This is a genomic window from Nocardia sp. NPDC059154 (assembly GCF_042755705.1).
Classification (GTDB): Bacteria; Actinomycetota; Actinomycetes; order Mycobacteriales; family Mycobacteriaceae; genus Nocardia.
Map to the genome: position 1 here is coordinate 40751 of NZ_JBHZCS010000067.1, position 15592 is coordinate 56342.

The following is a 15592-nucleotide window of genomic DNA, read 5'->3' on the forward strand; positions in this document are numbered from 1 at the left end:
ATAGGACACCCCACATGCCGCCTCGCACCCGCAAGCCCGCTCGCCCCGCCAACCCGCTGCCCGCAGAGGGAGTCGAGGACGCACTGACCGTTATCAACGAACCCGAGTCGGTGATCCCGCCGGTCCTCGACGACGACGAGCGCCCGATCCCCGCCGCGCTGCAGTTCACCACTGGCAGTGGTGAGGACAGCGACACCGACCCCGAGATCAGCGATGACGACATCCTCGAGTTCTCGATCGACGGTCACACCTGCGTGGCGATCAAGCCCACCGAAGAGCAATGGGGCGTGCTGATGGGCATGATCTCGGGCAGCTCGACCATGCCCGAGCGCGTATTCGCCATGCAGCAATTCGCCTCACACGCCCTCGATGAGGAGAGCTTCCACTACGTGCAGCGTCGGTTGCTCGATCGCACCGATGAATTCGGTACCGAGGTCTACCACAAGGTGTTGACCGCGATCATCGAGCATTTCTCGCCCAAGCTCAATCGCACCGAGCGCCGGCGCGTGGCGCGGAACCTGCACCGGTAAGTGTCCGCGGCGTGGAAGCCTCGCGCGGGTGCGTGGCGGTGGGGCGAGCGGGTCGTGCACTTGGCCGACCCGCTGCCCGGCACCCGCGACCTGGTCGCAGTGACCCTGTCCGACTACAGCTTTCGGGTCGTGACCGCGACCACCCGCGACACCGGGGATGCGAGCTGGCTGATCGAATCCATCCTCACCGGCACCATCACCACCCGCCAGATCGACGCCATCGCTGACGCGGTGGTCGAGAACATCTTCGGGCAGCCGCGATGGACCGTCACGAAGATCTGGCGGCAGACCCTCGCGCTTTGGCGTGAGGTCGACGGCGAGCTGGGCCAGCGCGGGGTCGACCTGCTCGCCCTGGCCCCCGACCGCGCCACCGCCGTGGCCTACAGCTGTCTACGCCACCGGCACTCCCACAACGACGACGCCCTGAGCCGCTGGCTGGGGGACCTGGACCAGCTGCCCGACCGTGCGCGCGATACCGGCGCCGATGACGACGCGGCGGCAGCCGATTGGCTGGCGGCGGCAGCGATGTTCGGCGGCGGCGCGCCGCCGATGGTCGCCGTGCCCGAGGGTGTCGACAGCGAGCTGACCTTCACCTAGCCCGATACGCTGATACCGATCCATCTGCTGCTGGCTGCGGGCCGGGCAACGAATTCGTTGCTCTGGAGGCCCGCCGGTGACATTGCCATTCGCCGAGGCGCACGTCTCCGCCCAGCTGGATTGGAACAACCTCGACGCCGAGCTGGAAGCGCGGGTCAAAGCTGCCGCGCGCAAGGCTGAACAGGTCCTCAAAGCCGAGCTGAAAAACGCTCGGTTCCCGATCAACGTCGCGCTGTCGGCCAACGTTTCCCAGTTCCGCCGCGACACCCAGACCGCACTCGATGCGATTGTCTTGCGCAGCAAGGTCTCCTTGTCGGCCAACGTGGCAGCCTTCCGCCGCGAGGCGCAGACCGTACTTAACACCCGGACTCTCGACGCCCGCGCGAACGTGCGCCTACAGGTGACCACCGCCGAGCTGCAGGCCTTCGCCGCGGCCCTGCAGGCCCGACTCGACCGGCTCGCGCCGCATGTCAACGTCAGGTTGAACATCACCAATGGCGCAGCCTTCCGCGCGGAACTCGCTGCGCTGACCCGTAACCAGACGGTGAATGTCGACATCGACCGCCGTGGCGGTGCCGGCGCGAAGACGGCGAGATCGTCGTTGCCCGACGTGTCGGGTCTGGTGGGCGGGGCCGGGAAAGTCGGGCTGATCACCGCGGCGGTAACCGGACTGACCGGTGCGATCGGCGCGGCCGCCGGCGCGGTCGCGGTGCTCGGTGTCGGGCTGGCTTCGCTGGGGCCGGTCGCGATGGCTGGGATTGCCACGATCGCAGTCGGGTTGGGTGGCATCAAGGATGCGTTCTCTGCGCTGTCGGCGGCCGAGGATTCCGCCGGTAGCGACGCCGCCGCCCAAGCCTCGGCGATCAAGACGGCTACGGACCAGGTGACCTCGGCCGAGAAGTCCGTGCGCAACGCGAAAAAGGACTCCGAGCAGGCCGAAAAAGACCTGACCACCGCCCGCAAAGACGCCATGAAACAGATGCGCGACCTCAATCTGGAGGTCCGCGGCGGGGTGCTCTCGGAGAAGGAAGCACAGCTCGACCTCGCCGACGCGCGCAAAGACCTCGCCAACATCAAGCCCGGTGACGACTACGAGCGCGCGCAGCTGCGCGTCGCCAAGGCCGAGCAATCGCTGCTCGAAACCCGCACCCGCAACTCGGATTTGGCGGAGAAGCAGCAGGAAGCCCTCGCCAAGGGAGCCGAGGGCAGCGACACCGTCGTGGCAGCCAAGGACAAGCTTGCCTCAGCGAACGAACGGGTAGACGAGACGACCAAGGCCCTCGCCGACGCACAGGAAGCATTGAACGACGCCCAGACGAAATCCTCTGGGGCACAGGACAAAGCAGCGCAGGCGATGGCGAAACTCTCGCCCAACACGCAGTCGTTCGTGCTGGCGACGCGCAGCCTGAAAGACAGCTGGAAAGAACTGGTCAAGCTGCCGGTGCAGGATGCGCTGTTCGCCGGTGCCGATACCGGGATCAAGCAGCTCGCCGAGGTCGCCTTCCCGGTCCTCGGACGCGGCATGACCTCGGTGGCAACCCAAATCAACGGGCTCACCACCGATTTCGCGAACTTCTGGAAGGCGCCCGAGAACATGGGTGCCCTCGAGTCGATCTTCAACGGTGCCGCCTCGTTCATCGGCGGGCTGGGGCCGGGCCTGAAGCAGGCCACCACCGGAGTCCTGTCCCTCGGGCAAGCATTCGAACCGGTCGCGGGCAAGATCGGTGAGCAGCTGGGCGGGATGCTCGGCCAGGTCGGGCAAGCGTTCACCGACGCGTTCAACAACGGTTCGCTGACCCAGCTGATCAGCACCTTCGGCGACATGCTGCAGGGCCTCGGCGCTGGGCTGAATCCGTTGATCGACGGGCTGATCCAGATGGGCAACATCGTCGGCCCGACCCTCGGCCCGCTGTTCACTTCGATCGGCCAAGCGGTCCAGACGATCGCGCCGGCACTCGGCCAGATCGGTGCGACCTTCGCCACCACGCTGACCGCGATCATGCCCGACCTGGCGAATTTCATCAGCGCCCTGGCGACCGGGCTACAGCCGGTGCTGCCGGTGATCGGGGACCTGCTGCAGTCGCTGATGACCGCCCTGACCCCACTGATCGACCCGCTGAGCCAGATCGCGCAGGTCGTGGGAATCGCTCTGTCGCAAGCGATTACAGCGCTGGCACCAGCGATGAAGCCGATGGGCGATGCGTTCGTGTCGTTGATCACCGCGCTGTCGCCGATCATCCCGGTCATCGCCAATGTCGTGGCCGGGCTGATCACCGCGCTCGCGCCCGCCCTGACCACGATCTTCAACGCGGCCGGTCCGCTGATCCAGCAGATCGCCGACCTGCTGATGCCGATCTTCAAGCAGCTGCAGCCGATCCTCGCCGATGTGGCGCAGAAGATCGGCGGCGCCCTCGCCGACGCGATGAACCAGCTGGCGCCGCACCTGCCCGAGCTGGCGAAGGCTTTCGGCGACCTGATCATGGCGGTCGCGCCGATCCTGCCGCAGCTGGTCGACCTGGCCGTGAAGATGCTGCCGCCGCTGCTCGATGTGCTGATCGCGCTCCTGCCGCTGATCGAGGACCAGGCCAAGTTGTGGACGTGGCTGGTGCTCAACGTGATCGAGCCCTACGTGATCCCCACCTTCGAGAAGATGGCCACCACGATCGGTGAACAGCTCGGCAACGCGGCGACGGTGATCAAAGCATTCAGTGACCACGCCGATGTCACACTGCGCGGGATCGCCGGATTCTTCACCGGGCTGGGCGACACGGTGACCAGCGTGTGGGACACGATCGTGAAGGGCATCAAATCCGCGGCCCGCGAGATCGGAAAATTCCTGGTCGGGCTGCCTGAAGTGAAAATCCCCGACCTGCCCGGCATCCCGGGCCGCGGCACCACGATCGGGTTCTCGGGCATCGGCAAATCGATGATCGAGTGGGCCGGTGCCGAGGGCAAGGCCACCGGCGGCCGGCTGGTCCGTGGGCCCGGCACCGGCACCAGCGACTCGATCCCCGCCCTGCTCGACGGAGTCAAACCGTTGCGGCTCTCGGATGGCGAATTCGTGTCCACCGCAGCGGCATACAGCGCGGGCGCGCCACTGCTGCACGCACTCAATGCCGGGTGGGTGCCCTCGCCGGAGTTCCTGCGCACGATGGTCGGCGGGGTGCCCGGGTTCGCAGGCGGCGGTCTGGTCACCGCCGACCAGCTCGACGACTTCGCCAAGGGCATCGAGGGCGCGACCTACAACTGGGGCGGGGTGCACTGGGGCGACTGCTCGGGCGCGGCCAGCGCGCTGGCCAACTACGCCACCGGTGCGCCGCCGTGGGGATCACGGTTCACCACCGCCACCGAGGGCCAGGCCCTGGCGGCGATGGGCGCGCAGCCCGGCATCGGCCCGTCCGGCTCGCTGAGCTTCGGCTGGTACAACGGCGGCCCGTACGGCGGGCACACGAGTATGACTCTGCCCAACGGGACGAAGGTCGAGATGGGCGGGGCGCGCGGCGACGGCCAGTACGGCGGCGCCGCCGAGGGCGCGAACTCCGCGCTCTACACCGACCACATGCACTTCCCGCCCGAGTTCTTCCTGGGCGGAGACCCGAAGACTGCCGGCGGATCCACCACCCCAGCGACCACCACGACCACCGGCGGGGGCGGTGGCGGGTCGACGCCGAACACCAGCTCGACGACCGGCGGGGGCCCGACCGTCCTCGGCGCGACCGGGATACCCGCCACCCCGGATCTCAACGTCAACACCGGCCCGGCCCCCACCGGCATCGCCGCCGCGAACGAGTGGGCATCGAAACAGGATTTCGCGGGCAAGTTCCAGGCCGTCGGCGTCGACGCCCTGAAATCGATTGTCGGGGAGTTCTCGGACAACTTCGGCCTGAAGAGCCTGACGGACAAGGGAATCGACCAAGCGGTGACGGCGGCCAAGAACTTCAAGCTGGCCGACACCATCAACTACTACGGCATGGATCCGCAGAAGGTGGCCGATGAAACAGAGAAGATGCTGGGCCGCACCACCGCGATTTCCGACACGTACAGGAACGGGTGAGTCATGGCTATCTGTCTGACCAACCCCGGCAGAATCATGCAGCTGATCCTGCGCGACATGAAACCGGGCTCACCGACCTATGGCCGGGACATGATCACCCTCGACATCCTCGGCCCCACTGGCGGCGAGCAGGGGATCCACCTGCTCGATGGGTCGTGGGAAGACCTGTGGCACGCACCCATCACGCAGGTCCGCGAGTCGTATGCCTATCAGGAAGGCAGCACGCTCGACGACGTGCCGCGCGTCGATGAGCGGCTGTGCACCCTGCGGATCGGCACGATCGGGCGTACGACGCTGCTGTGGGAGCAGATCGACGATCTGCTGTGGCGGGTGCTCGGCCCGTCCTGGGATTGCTACCTGCGGGTGTTCTCGGAGATCTCGCCGCCGCGCGAGCTGCGGCTGCGGTGGGAGAAGAAACCCAAACCGTTGACCCAGCGCGACCCCGGCCGGACCAAGGCGCTGGCGTGGGAGGTCTACACCCTCAGTGTCGATCCCTACTGGTACGCACCGGAACTCAGCTACTCGATCAAGCGCAGCCAGATGACCGAGATCAACCCCACCAGCGGCGCGCCGCAGACCGGGACCGGGGTATGGCAGGGGACGCTGCCGATGCTCAACCCCGCCGATGTCGAGTGCTGGCCACAGTTCGCGACCAACACCCTGACCGCGAACACCGTGGTGTGGCTGCCCGATGGACTCTCGGGCAACACCGTGCAGGTGCCGGCGGTCGGCGCGCTCGGGCCCGGCAAGGAATGGCTGATCCGGACCTTCCCCCTCGACGAAACGCTGCTGGCTCTCGACGACTCGCAGCCATGGGCAGACCTGAACGGGCAGGCATTCGAGAGCGCCGTGCCGAAGGGGACGGGGTCACCGGTCCAGGTGCCGATCCGGATCCAGGGCGGCAGCCCCGATACCGAGATCCACGTCTATTACATCCAGCGCTATAGCCGATTCATGGGCGGGGAGGCGGTCTGAGTGTCGAATCATGGAAACAGTACGACCGTATCGTTGATGTCTGGTAGTGATCACTGATGCCGCCGCTGCTCAGTGCCGACGAAGTGCGGTCGACGATCCTGCAGAATTCCGCGCAGCGGATCGAGGAAATGCGCCGCCCCCCGCGCATAACCCTCTGGGATAAGAACTGGCAGAATCCCACGCCCCTGTTCGGAGTCGTCACCGCGTCCTTTGAGGAACGATTCAACGAGACCGGCGAAGGCGCGCTGGTCCTGCAGGCATCGAACAAAATCTACCGCCTGGTGATCGAAGACCTCGGCGAATACGAAGACCTGCACATTACCGCCGACATGTCGGGAAAACGCTGGTCGGGGAAGTGTTCCGCGATCACCGATGGTGAAAAGTTCGGCGAGATCGGCAAAATAGAGCTGAAATTCTTGCACGAATTTGAGCATATTAAGAAAATAGTCTGCTATAGTAACCCGCTCCTGCCCCCGGAACTGCAGTACCCAAAAATGTACGCATTCCTGGGACCCAGTATTTTCGGTGCAAAGACTTTATTGTTCCTGAATTTGCTGCGCCGTTTCGCGCCATTGTGGGCATTGCCGGAGGACATATTCAATCCCGGGTCGTGGCTGGCCAATCTCGACCCCAACAACTGGCCCATCGTCGTCATGCCGAGCGCGGGTCTGCTGTTCGACACCTCGACCTGGTCGGTCATCTCGACGCGGTTCGGCAACGCCTTCGACGTGCTCAGCCCCACGCTGTCCGATGCCGGGCTGCACCTGACCGTGCGCCGCTGGCTGCCCGGTGACCCGCAGCCGGCACCGGATCACATGCACCTGACCAAGCCCACGCTGCTGGTCGATGTGCTCGACAAGTCCGGCTATGCCGGCATCACCGGCACCGCCCTCGACGGGCTGATCCACTACGTCACCTCGGTGGCGACGGACCTGATCAACCAGGTCGTCGAGGTGGTCGGCATCCCGGACGCGCCTGAGTACGGCGAGCCCGGCTACATGGGCACGACCCGCCCGTGGGTGGCCTGGCGCAACGCACGCCGCACCGGGGTCTCGGGCATCGGGGAGTGGCAGGCCACCGTGCACAAGGCCCTCGCGGGCGCGATCGTCACCGGCGGTCACTCACCCGACTGGGTGAACACCGGCCTGAAACTCCTGGCCAACTCGCTATTGGGGTACATCGGCGCCATGTTCGGCAACCCCGGGCTGACGCTGGGCATATTCGACAGCCAACTCGAGGACGTGGTGCTGGCCTTCCACCGCGTTGGCAACCCGATCCGAATAGCCGAGATGGGCGTGCACGGGCCGCCCTTCGGCGAGTACTGGGAATCGACCGGCGGCACCGGATTCAGTCTCTCTGCGCTGCAGGCGATCCGGACCGGGTTCGACCGCACCAAGGCGTACCGGTCCTACAAGGTCAGCGTCGTCAACGGGCAACCCTATTGGGTCGGAAGGCATTTCGATGTCGGCGACCGGGTGGCCGCCGAGGTCGGGCGCAACGGCCGCTGGTACGTCGACCACGTGTACGCGCTGAAGTACGTGATCACCCGCTCGCAGGCAGCGCGGTGGGAAATCAGCATCGGCGACGACCGCGCCAGCGATGACCCGAGTGCGATGCTGTCGCGCCACGTCGCGCAGATCAAGAGCCTGATCCAGATGGTCGGCGTGTCCAGCTGACCAGGGAAGCGTGGATACAGTTGCACTGTCACCTATGAATGGAGGTCGGTAGATGGGCAAGCAGAGCGGCAAACCGAAGACGCGGCTGAGCTGGTCGGAGCGCTCCGACCGTCTCGATGGCATCCGCCGTGACCCCAAGACCGGCATTGTCTTCGCCCGCGAGCATCAGCACCCGCTCAGCATGTGGTTCCAGTCGGTGCCGATGGGTCAAGGGCTGCCCGGCATGCAGGTCCCGTCCGAGGCATGCCATCTGTTCGCGATCCACGTATTCGACAACCTGCGCCTGCCGGCGCCCTCGCAGCCGCTGTACCGGCCGCGGCGAGACCCGAACGCGCGGCGCGACATCGGGGTGGAGGGTGTGAAGTGGGTGCCTATCGGTGCGCCCGAGGAAGCCGACACCGAGGACGCGAGCGAAGTCCCGGCGGTCGTGGCCGACATCTCCGGGTACGACGACACGCAGATCGCCGCCCTGAAGGCTCAGATCCGTGAGGTCGAGCTGACCCGCAAGCTGATTGCCCAGGCCGATCAGCCTGACATCCACGGTGCCCCATGACATCCCCGAATTTCCCGGCCGATCCGGCACCGGCCAAGGCCTACACCGCCAGCACGGTGGCCTCGCTGCAGCACGCTGACCGTGAGCAGCTGGCGATCGAGGACAACCAGGGCACCTACGATCTGGCCGAAGCTGTGCGCGGCGAGTTCTTCAGTGTGATCTATCAGCAGGTGCAGCAGATCCCGATCGTCGGCGGTCTGATCGGCGACATCATCGAGATCATCACCGGCGTCGAAGACGGCGACCTCAATGATTTGGGCACCTGGATCCGCAACCTGGGCAATTTCGTCAACAACTTCATCGCCGCCGCCCTGCACGCCCTGGCCGATCTGTGCGAATGGATCCCGTTCGTCGGCGACGATCTGGCGTCGATCATCGACGGCATCGCCGACGGCATGAACGGGGTGCACGCCACCGCGACCACCACCGTGCAGGGCATCACCGGCGGCAGCAGCGACCCCAGCCAGGTGGCCAGCACCGTGGGCAGCATCCAGGACAGCCTCGCCGCCAACAGCGCGGCGATCGCCGAGCTGCAGAACAACCAGACCGGCGGATCGGCCGGAGGCGCGTCCTATACGGTCACCTTCCCCGACACGATCCTGGGCAACCTCGGCCCGGGCTGGACACTCGGCGGGCAGCCGACCGCGCTGTGGGCCACCGGCGGCGGCGTCGCTGGACTGCAGCCGAACAACGGCTACAGCAACGGCACCCGGTGGGCGCTGCACAACACGGTGATGCAGACCAACGACCACCACGTGATCGCGGTCGCGGGCAACCCCGGAACGACCCAGTCGATGACCTCGCTGATCGTGCGCGCCGCTGTCGATATGAGCAAGTTCGTCTACCTCAACGTCTTCAACAGCCGCGCCTATTTGGGGTGGGCCACCTGGAACGGCACCGCGTACGTCTACCACGACTGGGCCGACACCGACGACTTCACCGTGGCGGCTGGCAAGACCTTCACCCTCAAGGCGGAGGGCAACACCTACACCGCCACCCTGAACGGCGTGACGCTGCTGGCGCACACCGACGCCAGCGGGCAGGCCGCGGTCGGGGCGGCCTATCGATCTGTCGGCATGATGTCGAGCCAGTGGACCGACATTTTCGGCACGCCCTACACCGGCTGGAACGTCAAATCGTTCTCGGCTGCGGATGTGTCCAGCCCCGCGGTCACCGGCACCGGCTGGTCGATCTACCAATCGACCTCGAGTGTGGCGCTGCCCTCAGTGCCCTCGGGCGGCGGCTGGACAACCGTAGGGGCGGGCACCTTCGACGTGGTGCGCGACGGGCAGCTGGTCAATTGCGACATCGTCGACTTCGGGCGCGGTGTGGTGCAGATCCGCCAATCCGGCTGGTACCACGTCGCTGGCGCGGTACAGGTCAGCGTGTATCAGATCGCCCTGGAGCTAGGCATCTACCACAAACCTTCCGGTGGTAGTACCGCGAGCGTGGCGCGCTCGGGACACTACGTCAACGGCGGCGGGTCCGGAGACAACACCGCCACCTACTCAGCGGCCGCATCGAACGTGATGTACCTGCGTGCAGGGGACCAAGTTTCGCCCGCGGTGTACTCCAACCAGGGCGGAAACCTGGTCGGCAACGGGCCCGCTGGCACCGGCTACAAAACCTATTTCGAGGGCGCGCGACTGAACGGATGAGGGTGTGGCCCGTATCCTCTGCGGTAGAACGCTGCTGGCTGCGGGCCGGGCACCCATTCTCGATCCGAGGGGCCCGCATGCCGATCCGGTATCTGCCGCTAGCGCCGGGCAGCTACACCATCAGCTCACCATATGGGCCGCGCGACGGCGCATTTCACGCTGGCCTCGACTTCGCCGCCCCGATGGGCACCCCGTTCTATGCCCCGGTCGCCGGGGTGATCGTCGAAGGCGCCGAACGCGATAACGTGCAGGGCTTCGGGAAATGGGTGTGGCTCGACGCCCAGCAATCCGCAGGCGTGGACATCATCATCGGCCACGGCGACCCCGCAGTGCGCGGCGGCGACCGCGTGCGCGCCGGGCAGCTGCTCGGCTACGTCAACACCCACGGCGAATCCACCGGCCCGCACGCGCACGTCGAGATCTGGACCCCGCCCGGCCGGCTCGGCGGCACCACCGTCGACCCCGCGCCGTGGTTCGCGGGCGCCCTCGATCCCCGTACCGCCGCTGTGCAGGAAAGGCCCACCATGGACGACCCGATCACTCGCGAAGACCTGTCCGACAACTGCCATTCCGGCGGTAGGTCGGTGAGCTGGGTCGCGATTCACACCCAGGAAGGCGGCGGCAACGCCCGCAGCATCATCCCGTACCTGCAGAACCCGGCACCCGGTGGTGACCCCGACCGCGCAGTGTCCTACAACGCGGTGGTCGACGATCACGAATCGGTGCTGGTCGTGCCGTGGGACATGAACCCGTGGGCGGCGATGAACGCCAACCCGCGCGCCGATCACATCCTGATGGCCGGCAGTTTCGTGTCGTGGTCGCGCGGCAAGTGGCTCGAAACCGACGCATCCGATGGCGTCGATGAGGACAAAATGCTCACCCGCACAGCCGCATTGGTCGCGTGGCGCTGCCTCGAGCGCGGCATCCCGATCGAGTATGTCGGCGGCACCGGCCAGACCCCGCCCACCCGCCGAGGCGTATGCGGCCACGTCGACTTCGGGGCGTGGGGTGGCGGGCACACAGACCCCGGGCCGAACTTCCCGTGGGACGAATTGATCAGGCGCGCACGCGCTTTCGCTGAAGGAGACGACATGCCCAGTGCAGATGACATCGCCAAAGCCGTATGGTCGCAACGGATCCGCAAGCCCGGGGCCCGAGACGGTCAGAACGTCGATGGTGTGGACAACGAGACCGCAGGCAACATGCTCAGCTGGGGAGACCTGCACTCTGGTGGCGCGGTCGACCAGCTCGGCGGGCTCGGTAGCAAGGATCGCCGCGACGGCTCGGTGACCGGGTTCGCGCAGCTCGGTGGCCGCTCGGTGCCCGACGCCTTGGCTGCGATCGGCGAGCACCTCGGCATCGAAGGATTCACCACCCGCCCGGGCGGCAAGTCGTGAAACTGCGATTGCCCACGCGCGTACCAGAACCCGCGCTGGTCCGCACCACGCTGATGACCATCACCGCGGTTGCGGCCTACATCCTCGGCCGCCAGATCGATACCCAGTGGGTCGAGACGGTGACCACGATCTACAGCCTGGTCGTCGCGCCGCTGATCGCCGCGTTCCTCACCCGCAAGGTGGTGAAACCGGATCCGGTGTACTTCGCCGACTTCGGCGGCCGGCACCGGAGGGACGACGCGGCATGAGTATGGCCCGCCTGCAGCAGCCAGCGATCAATCCGGCTGTGGCCGAAGCGTTCACGCGACTGACCGCCCTTGCGCTGCTGGTCTTCGCCGTCGTCTACGGCGTGATCACCATCGTGGGCGGTGAGTCTCGCTGGTCGGCCCCCGCCTATGAGGTCGCGCTGCAGGTGCCCGGTGCTCCCGAATCGTGGGGCGCGGTGCTGTTGGGTGCGGCGGTGATGGGCTCGCTGGGATTCGCCACCCGCACACTGGTTCTGGTCATGGTCGGATTCGCGGGCTGCGCGGCCTGGTCGACGTGCTTCGCGCTGTCGATCGGTGTGGTCGCAGCCCGGAACCCGGGCGTGGGATGGGGCGGGGTGTGCACCTGGGTATTCCTGGCGCTGCTCTACAGCGCGTCGACGGCCGCTGCCGGCGGGCGGTTCCATGCCGCTGCGTAGAGCCCGGCTGCTGCTGGCCGACGACGAAGGGATCCGCTCGTACCAGGCGGTCATGTACTCCGCGATCTGGTGCGCGGGTGTGTGGGCGATCTGGGCGGGCGAGATCCCGGGCGCGGTCGGCCAGATCATGGGCCGGTTCGCTCATCTGGGATGGGTGGCGCTGCTGGTCGCCGGGCCCACGATGTGGGCGGTCGGGGTGCTGCTGGAGCAGCGGCAGCCGATCGGGCTGTGGCTGCAGCTGGCCGGAGACGTGGGCGTGTTCTTCGCGCTCACCGTCTACGTGCTGGCGCTGAGTCAGACCGTGTACGCGGGGCGCGCGACGTTCGCGCTGTGGGTGGTCTTGGGTTTAGTGGTGTGCGCGTGCCGCCTGGTCTGGCGCGATTGGCGCCGGGTCCGGGTGGTGGCGCAGGTGGCGAGGAGACTAGACGGTGACTGACCTGGGCGCGATCGCCAACCTGTTGGTCGGGGGCGGGGTGTCCGGTGTGCTGGTGGCCTTGATCGGTGGCCTGTTCTCACGCTCGACCCGCCGCGGCGATGCCGCGCGCGTCCTGGTCGAGGCGTCCGGCGAGTTCGCTGACCGCGCCGACGCGCGCGCCGAACGGCTGGAAATCAAACTGGCCAAACAAGAATCGGCCACCGATCGTTTGAAAGAACGGTTGTGGAAGTGGGCGGACCTGATGCGCCAGGCGATCCCGCTGCTGCAGGCCGCGGGCCACGACAGCCTCGCGACCCGCATGCAGTCCGCGCTCGACAGCGGCACCCCGGCCCACGACGACTCACCGTCGTCGTAGCCGGGGTCCGCAAACCGCGCTGTTAGTCAGTCTTCTGAAGCGGTCGGCCGTATGCCCACGCGGTCACGTCGCTGAGCTTGACCCGCAGATACTTCTGTCGCACGACAGTCGGGCCCGTCAGCAGCGCCACATCACGCAGATGAATGGAGCTGATCAGGTTGTAGCCCTGATGCACCTGATCCGCAGGATCGTCGTCCTCCGGGATGGCCTCGATCTCCGGAGTGATCATCGCATCGATCAGCAACTGCCCCGCAGTCCTGGTCGATTCGTTTGCGTTGGCAATCGCGGCGCGGACGATATCGGCCGAGCCCTCGTAAAACTCCTTGGCCCCGATGGCGATTCCGGTGATAACCCCCGCCGGCAGGACCAATGTCAGGTCGAAGTTGATCGCGCTGCCCATGTCCGAGAGGTACTGCAGCTGGGGATCAGGCAACGCATGCCAGTCCACGGTCGTCGTGATGTCCGGCAGCCCGAGCCCCTCGGCCGGCTGATCGTCGGTATCAGGCGTAGCGATTGTCTCGTGATTGGAGGTCATGCCCACAAGGTATAGGTCCAGCGGCCTTCCGGCTACCGCAATTTTCCGGGCCAATCCGACTGTCCCGCAACGGGGTTCGGTCAAGTCGTCTACGTGTGAGTTCTTGGTGAATTTCTTGGTGCGCGCCCTGGGGTACAGTCCGACATATAGGAAACAGTGCCAGACGGGGAAGGGTGACAGTTGTCGCGTGCGTATGGTTGGCAGGCTGACGGCAAGACCATTGAAACCGCCGAAGCGGCCGAGGTCCGCGAGCGGTGGGCACCGTATCTGCTCGACCAGGAAGCCGATCCGCAGCCGAGTCTGCGCGGGCTAGCGGCCGACCTGCAAACCCGTGGGGTGTCGACGGTGGCGGGCGGGCCGTGGTCGCCGACAGTGCTGCGGCGCGCCCTGGTCGCGCCCCGCATGATCGGCTGCCGCTTCGATGGCGACGGGCAGCTGGTCGACGCCGGGATGGAACCGATCCTGGACCGCGATACCTGGGATCGGCTGCGCGCGCTGCTGCTGGATCCGGCCCGCCAGAAGTTCGCGGCCTACCGGGCGACGCCCTACTTGCTGCAGGACAAGCTCGCGCGCTGCGCTGTCTGCGGCTACCACCTGACCTACGCCCCGAACGGTGACCGCGATCCGGGCTACACCTGCAGCAACTGCAACACCGTCGCCATCAAGGCGGCGCTGATCGAGGCCGACATCACCGAACGCGTGCTCGCGCGGCTCACCGATGCGACCTATCGCCGCCAGCTCGGCCGCGCCCTGGCCGCGGCGGGCACGGTCGAGGATCAGCAGCGCGTCGTCGCCGAGGTCGGCCAGCGCCTGGAGCAGCTCGGCCAGGACTACGCCGAGGGGCTGATCGACCGGGCCACCCTGCTGGCCGGTACCGACCGTGCCCGCGCCACCACCGCGGCGGCAGAGCGTCTGATCACCGCGCTGTCGACCGCCGGGGATCTGCCGGGCCCGTCGGTCGATGACGTGCTGGCTTGGTGGGAAGACGCGAGTATCGAGCGCCGTCACGCGATCGTGGCGCTGCTGCTCGACCACGTGGTGGTGAGGTCGTCGGAGGGGCGGCAGGTGCGCGGCGCGGATCGCCTCGCACCGGTGTGGCGCACGTTCTAGTTACCGTGCATCGAACCGCCGGGCAGGCACTCGGCCGCGAAACCCCTTGAGCCATCCTCGTAGACGCCGGTCCCCGGCTGGTAGGTCATTTCGTCAGCGCAGCCGACCAGCCGCCCGCCGCTGCCGTTCGGCCGGCCCTCCGAATCCAGTCCGGTCGGCGGCGCCACCGGCATGGCGTTGCCGGTGGCGGTGGTAGTGGTGGGGGCCACGACCGGGGCGCTGCTGGCCGGTGCCGGTGCCGGTGCCGAAGGGCTGGCGCTGGCGGTCTCGGCGGTCAGCTGGGCGGGCAGGCTCAGCATCACGGTCGCCGGGGCGACCGCCAGGATCTTGACGTTGCCCGCGGTCGAGGTCTGGTCACCGACCATCGGGGTGTAGATCAGCTGGGTCGGTGCGACCTTGGTGCGCACCGCGAACCAGCCCTGCGCCTGCTGTCCGGGCGGCGCGGTTTTCACCTGCGGGAAGTCGGACTCGCAGCCGTAGATGCTGGCGGTCTCGACCGGGCTGCTGGTCTCGCCGCCATCGTCGTACAGCAGCTGATAGGTGTCGGGCACCGGCAGCTGCTCGCCGGGCCCGTTGCTGATCGCCACCTCGATGGCGAGGGTGACCCCGGGCCGCGAGGACGCGATGCATTCGGCGGGAAGGGCTTTCACCGCGGTGAATCGGATCTCGCCGACCTTGCCGCCGGTGTCGGTGCGGGTGAACGTCACCGGCTGCCCGACCGCCAGCAGGTTGGACATCGGCGCCGGGGTCTTCGGGGCCGAGATGATGGCGCTCGGCGAGGCTTCGGGGGCAGAGGATTTCGAGCACGCCGATAGCGGCGCAAGGGCGAGCAGAGCCAGAACTGTGGCACGGGTACGGCGAGACAACATGGATACCCCCTTGGTAGCTGAGGTGGTGCTGGGCGGCGCCACGCTCACACCAGCGTGGTGGCGCCCCGCCCCGACCCAGCACCCACAACTCCTTCCCCCCTCTCTGCTGTCCCCCGTCCCCACCATCCCCAATGTGTGGCCACCCCGGGGAATGGGAAGCCCCCG

General features: G+C 67.1%; 15 protein-coding genes. 13 read left to right on the forward strand and 2 right to left on the reverse strand.

Annotated elements, in window-relative coordinates; all coding sequences use genetic code 11:
• The first annotated feature begins 14 nt into the window (after positions 1-14).
• The 12 genes from ACFXN1_RS40070 to ACFXN1_RS40125 all read left to right on the forward strand — a co-directional run bounded on the left by ACFXN1_RS40070 (position 15) and on the right by ACFXN1_RS40125 (position 12913).
• Complete coding sequence (locus ACFXN1_RS40070; RefSeq protein ID WP_379437110.1) at positions 15-530, forward strand: hypothetical protein; 516 nt, start codon at positions 15-17, stop codon at positions 528-530.
• Positions 531-1127 carry a hypothetical protein gene (locus tag ACFXN1_RS40075; protein ID WP_379463856.1) on the forward strand — a complete coding sequence of 199 codons (597 nt, stop codon included), beginning with the start codon at positions 531-533 and terminating at the stop codon, positions 1125-1127.
• 76 nt (positions 1128-1203) lie between these two features.
• Positions 1204-5181 carry a hypothetical protein gene (locus ACFXN1_RS40080; RefSeq protein ID WP_379437107.1) on the forward strand — a complete coding sequence of 1326 codons (3978 nt, stop codon included), beginning with the start codon at positions 1204-1206 and terminating at the stop codon, positions 5179-5181.
• Between the two features lie 3 nt (positions 5182-5184).
• Positions 5185-6156, forward strand: coding sequence for a hypothetical protein (locus ACFXN1_RS40085; RefSeq protein WP_379437105.1), 972 nt, complete (start codon positions 5185-5187; stop codon positions 6154-6156).
• A gap of 56 nt (positions 6157-6212) precedes the next feature.
• Complete coding sequence (locus tag ACFXN1_RS40090; RefSeq protein ID WP_379437104.1) at positions 6213-7832, forward strand: hypothetical protein; 1620 nt, start codon at positions 6213-6215, stop codon at positions 7830-7832.
• Positions 7833-7884: 52 nt separating this feature from the next.
• Positions 7885-8385 (forward strand): hypothetical protein, encoded by a 501-nt coding sequence (locus ACFXN1_RS40095; protein WP_379437102.1) that lies wholly within the window; start codon positions 7885-7887, stop codon positions 8383-8385.
• Complete coding sequence (locus ACFXN1_RS40100) at positions 8382-10043, forward strand: hypothetical protein (RefSeq protein WP_379437101.1); 1662 nt, start codon at positions 8382-8384, stop codon at positions 10041-10043. Before ACFXN1_RS40095 ends, ACFXN1_RS40100 begins: the two co-directional genes overlap by 4 nt.
• A gap of 77 nt (positions 10044-10120) precedes the next feature.
• Complete coding sequence (locus tag ACFXN1_RS40105) at positions 10121-11440, forward strand: peptidoglycan DD-metalloendopeptidase family protein (RefSeq protein WP_379437099.1); 1320 nt, start codon at positions 10121-10123, stop codon at positions 11438-11440.
• The gene (locus tag ACFXN1_RS40110) at positions 11437-11688 is read left to right on the forward strand and encodes a hypothetical protein (protein WP_379437098.1); all 252 of its coding nucleotides are present in this window, start codon (positions 11437-11439) and stop codon (positions 11686-11688) included. The genes ACFXN1_RS40105 and ACFXN1_RS40110 overlap by 4 nt, the downstream gene beginning before the upstream one ends.
• The gene (locus tag ACFXN1_RS40115; RefSeq protein WP_379437096.1) at positions 11685-12122 is read left to right on the forward strand and encodes a hypothetical protein; all 438 of its coding nucleotides are present in this window, start codon (positions 11685-11687) and stop codon (positions 12120-12122) included. The genes ACFXN1_RS40110 and ACFXN1_RS40115 overlap by 4 nt, the downstream gene beginning before the upstream one ends.
• Complete coding sequence (locus ACFXN1_RS40120; protein ID WP_379437095.1) at positions 12109-12558, forward strand: hypothetical protein; 450 nt, start codon at positions 12109-12111, stop codon at positions 12556-12558. The genes ACFXN1_RS40115 and ACFXN1_RS40120 overlap by 14 nt, the downstream gene beginning before the upstream one ends.
• Positions 12551-12913: a hypothetical protein gene (locus ACFXN1_RS40125; RefSeq protein WP_379437093.1), complete on the forward strand. Its 363-nt coding sequence runs from the start codon at positions 12551-12553 to the stop codon at positions 12911-12913. Before ACFXN1_RS40120 ends, ACFXN1_RS40125 begins: the two co-directional genes overlap by 8 nt.
• 22 nt (positions 12914-12935) lie before the next feature.
• On the opposite strand, the gene ACFXN1_RS40130 is transcribed toward ACFXN1_RS40125, so the two are convergent.
• Complete coding sequence (locus ACFXN1_RS40130) at positions 12936-13448, reverse strand: hypothetical protein (RefSeq protein WP_379437092.1); 513 nt, start codon at positions 13446-13448, stop codon at positions 12936-12938.
• A gap of 180 nt (positions 13449-13628) precedes the next feature.
• On the opposite strand from ACFXN1_RS40130, the gene ACFXN1_RS40135 reads away from it, so the two are divergent.
• Positions 13629-14558 carry a recombinase family protein gene (locus ACFXN1_RS40135; RefSeq protein WP_379437090.1) on the forward strand — a complete coding sequence of 310 codons (930 nt, stop codon included), beginning with the start codon at positions 13629-13631 and terminating at the stop codon, positions 14556-14558.
• On the opposite strand, the gene ACFXN1_RS40140 is transcribed toward ACFXN1_RS40135, so the two are convergent.
• On the reverse strand, positions 14555-15427 hold the full coding sequence (locus ACFXN1_RS40140; protein WP_379437089.1) for a hypothetical protein: 873 nt from the start codon (positions 15425-15427) through the stop codon (positions 14555-14557). The genes ACFXN1_RS40135 and ACFXN1_RS40140 overlap by 4 nt on opposite strands.
• Positions 15428-15592 lie beyond the last annotated feature (165 nt).